The 3,419-nt window shown below is 30.0% G+C and carries 5 protein-coding genes; 4 read left to right on the top strand and 1 reads right to left on the bottom strand.

The features are described from left to right. The first annotated feature begins 547 nt into the window (after positions 1-547). Genes DM780_RS02990 through DM780_RS02980 form a run of 3 tightly spaced genes read left to right on the top strand, consistent with a single transcriptional unit; the run spans position 548 to position 2,515 of the window. A complete protein-coding gene (locus DM780_RS02990; RefSeq protein WP_014726905.1) occupies positions 548-1,621 on the top strand; it encodes a ribonucleotide-diphosphate reductase subunit beta in 1,074 nt (357 codons plus the stop codon). A gap of 30 nt (positions 1,622-1,651) precedes the next feature. Then, entirely contained in the window at positions 1,652-2,032 is a 381-nt protein-coding gene (locus DM780_RS02985) for a VRR-NUC domain-containing protein (RefSeq protein ID WP_014726904.1), read from the top strand. Positions 2,033-2,038: 6 nt separating this feature from the next. Further along, entirely contained in the window at positions 2,039-2,515 is a 477-nt protein-coding gene (locus DM780_RS02980) for a DUF1599 domain-containing protein (RefSeq protein ID WP_014726903.1), read from the top strand. Positions 2,516-2,519: 4 nt separating this feature from the next. Here the strand turns inward: DM780_RS02980 and dut are convergent, their stop codons facing one another. Continuing rightward, positions 2,520-2,912, bottom strand: a complete 393-nt coding sequence (gene dut / locus DM780_RS02975) for a dUTP diphosphatase (RefSeq protein WP_014200386.1) — start codon at positions 2,910-2,912, stop codon at positions 2,520-2,522. A gap of 82 nt (positions 2,913-2,994) precedes the next feature. On the opposite strand from dut, the gene DM780_RS02970 reads away from it, so the two are divergent. After that, entirely contained in the window at positions 2,995-3,333 is a 339-nt protein-coding gene (locus DM780_RS02970; RefSeq protein ID WP_148265053.1) for a hypothetical protein, read from the top strand. The last annotated feature ends 86 nt before the right edge of the window (positions 3,334-3,419 follow it).

Raw genomic sequence — 3,419 nt, 5'->3', positions numbered from 1 at the left:
ATAGTCCCTAGTCTTATATAAGACTAGGGACTATAGTTCGGGGACTAGGTAGTAGCATTCGGGGATTTCACGTAAGTGTTGGGTTGATTATTGGGTTGGGGGGGGGTTTTACCGCCCACGCACACACACGCACGCACATGCATGCGCGCGCGCGATAGGGGGGGTGGACGACTAGTTTAGTCCTGGTATAATTTTTTTACATGTAAAAAAAATGAATTTTTATCCGAATTTTGTTTGTAATTTTTTTTAAAAAAAAAGGCATATATATATATAAATTATTATTTATAAATAATATAATATAATATTAACAGTAGTAAATATAACGTATTAATATACGTTACCGCCCACGCACACACACGCACGCACATGCATGCGCGCGCGCGATAGGGGGGGTGGACGACTAGTTTAGTCCTGGTATAATTTTTTTACATGTAAAAAAAATGAATTTTTATCCGAATTTTGTTTGTAATTTTTTTTCTCTTTAAGTTTAAAATATTTTTTATTACATTTAGATAGAGATTAGGGAGCTAAATAAAGAAGAAGAGAAATGGGTATAACGAAAGATCGTTTAAATTTTAAGCCTTTCGAATATCAGTGGGCTTATGAGTATTGGTTTAAGCAACAAAATGCGCATTGGTTGCATACGGAGATCAACATGCAGTCGGATATTCATGATTGGAATGAAAATTTATCGGATCGAGAAAAGAATGTTATTGGAGATATATTAAAGGGTTTTACTCAAACGGAAACCGAAGTGGGAAATTATTGGTCCGAAATGATTCCCAAGTGGTTTCCCATTCCAGAGATTAAAATGATGGGTCAAGCTTTTGGTTCTTTTGAGACGATTCATGCTGTGGCTTATTCTTATTTGAATGATATTTTAGGGTTAGATAATTTTCATGCTTTTTTAGAAGATGAAGCAACCATGAAAAAGTTGAAAGTATTGATGGATATTAGAAAAAGTGATCATGGTAAGTATAATAGAAAGGAGATTGCAAAGAGTATTGCTTTGTTTTCTGCTGCAGCAGAAGGAATTCAATTGTTTTCTTCTTTTGCGGTATTATTGTCTTTTAGAAAATCTAATCGTTTGAAGGGGATAGGGCAACAAATTATTTTTTCTGTTAGGGATGAGTCTCTTCATTCGGAAGCGGGGTGTAAGATTTTTCGTACGTTTTGTGAAGAAAATGATGGATTAAAAAATTCGGTGGCCGATTCTATTTATTATGGAATGGATTTAGCATTAAAAAATGAATTTATTTTTATTGATCAAATTTTTGATAATGGTGATATTCCAACTATGAAGAGAGAAGAATTGAAAAATTTTATGAAAGATAGAGCCAATATTAAATTGAAAGAATTAGGACTATCGGATGCCTATTGTATAGATAAAAATATGTTAGATAACATGAGTTGGTTTTATATAACGATATCTGGAGAACAGCAAACTGATTTTTTTGATAATCGGGAAACAGGATATAGTAAGCCTAATGAAGATTGGAATGAAGATCTTTTTGTTTTGGATGATAAAAAAACTTCTACAGAAAAAAAAATATTAGAAATTCTTTTAAAGAATAAGAAAGAAAATTTAGGAAATTCTGGATGTGTATCCTGTGAGTCTTAGATGATTGGTTATGGATAATTTTGAGATAAATTGAAAAGAAAAATTACACCTTGGTACAATACTTTAGGAAAAGAACAACTATTGCATAGTTCTGTTTGTGATTATTTAGATTATGAATATCCGCATATTTTTTATTTTCATCCTCATAATGAAGCAAGAAGAACTCCTTATGAGAGGTTTCTTATAAAAGTGATGAGATTAAGACCAGGTCTTCCGGATATATTGGTTCCTATTCCAAAAAAAGGTAGGACGGGGATGGCTTTGGAATTCAAAATAAAACCAAATAAATTAACAGAAAATCAGATTCATATAATAGATATATTCAATTCGTACAATTGGAAGGTGAATGTTTGTTATGATTTTGACGAAGCAAAGATTTATATAGATCAGTATTTAAAAAAAATAGATTAGTATAAAATGAAAAACAATAAAACTTCCATGCAATATGATGTCATATCTAATGAATGTAGAACTCATTTTTTGAAAAAAAAGTTCTTGATTCCTAAAAAGTTATGTAATTATATTTTGATTCAAATAGATCAGAATAATTGGATTGAAATTGTTAATTATTCTGTTTTAGCAGGAATCATGATTCAACAAAAAAAAATCGACTCTATGCTTTCTGTTTCTGCTACAATAATAATAGATGTATATGATCAATATATAAAAAAGGCTAAATCTCTTATGGAAAAAAAAAATTCGGATTATGAAGAAGCTTGGAAATATATGAGCATTTCTTCTATCAAAGATTTAATTATGCAAAAAATTTTTAGGATTCAAGGAATGGAAAAACGTTTCTATGAAGTAGAAAATTATGCTTATAAAGTTCAAGATAATTATATAGATATATTGAATTATGCTATTTTTGCTTTGATAAAAATGAAAAATCCATAAAAATTTATTTCTTTTTTATTTCATTCCATTTTACTTTTTCGTATTTGTAAACTATTATTTGCGCTATTCTATCGCCGTCTTTTACAGTAAAAGTATGACTAGATAAGTTTATGAGTAATATTTTTATTTCTCCTCTATAATCTGAATCGATAGTCCCTGGATTATTTAGAACAGTTATCCCATGACGTAAGGCTAATCCGCTTCTAGGTCGGATTTGAGCTTCATATCCTGTAGGTATTTCTATGAAAATACCTGTTTTTATGATTTTTCTTTCCATAGATGGAATAATAATCTCTTTTTCCAGATAGGCTTGTAAGTCGATCCCGGCTGCTCCTTCTGTAGCATAATATGGAAAAATATGATGGGATAAATTACGTATTTTGATTAGGACACTCATCTTTATCGTATTTAATTATAATCTTTTATGTATGAATAATATTTCAAAAAAAAACTTATATTCCAAAAAAAATTGATATGAAATGAAAAAACTATTTTTTTTTATCTTATCCATGATGTTTTTTACATCATGTAATGATGATAATTTAACTGGAGGCCATCCACCAGAAGAACCCGAAAAAACTAATACTCCTACTATAGGAATGGCCATTGACCCTCCTCCTGCTCCTACTACTTCATCCCCTTTTTTTCTTTCGGATTTTGAAAAGGATGAAAAGGAAAAATCTCGTATACAGATTGAAGAATTAATGAATCAAGATTCTCAATTAAAAAAAATTATTGAAGAATTGGCAAAAGCTGAAAAAGAAAAAGCTGAAAAAGCAAAAGCTGAAAAAGAAAAAGCTGAAAAAGAAAAAGCATAAAGATCAAATTGGAGAATATAGTGGTCCTTTTTTTTTACGACCACTATTATTATTATATTATTATCTTATCGATGAACATCCCTTTT

The organism is Blattabacterium punctulatus (assembly GCF_003226695.1).
Taxonomy (GTDB): Bacteria; Bacteroidota; Bacteroidia; order Flavobacteriales; family Blattabacteriaceae; genus Blattabacterium; species Blattabacterium punctulatus.
Note: the sequence above shows the minus strand (reverse complement) of the source record. Positions and strands in the feature narration are given on the sequence as shown.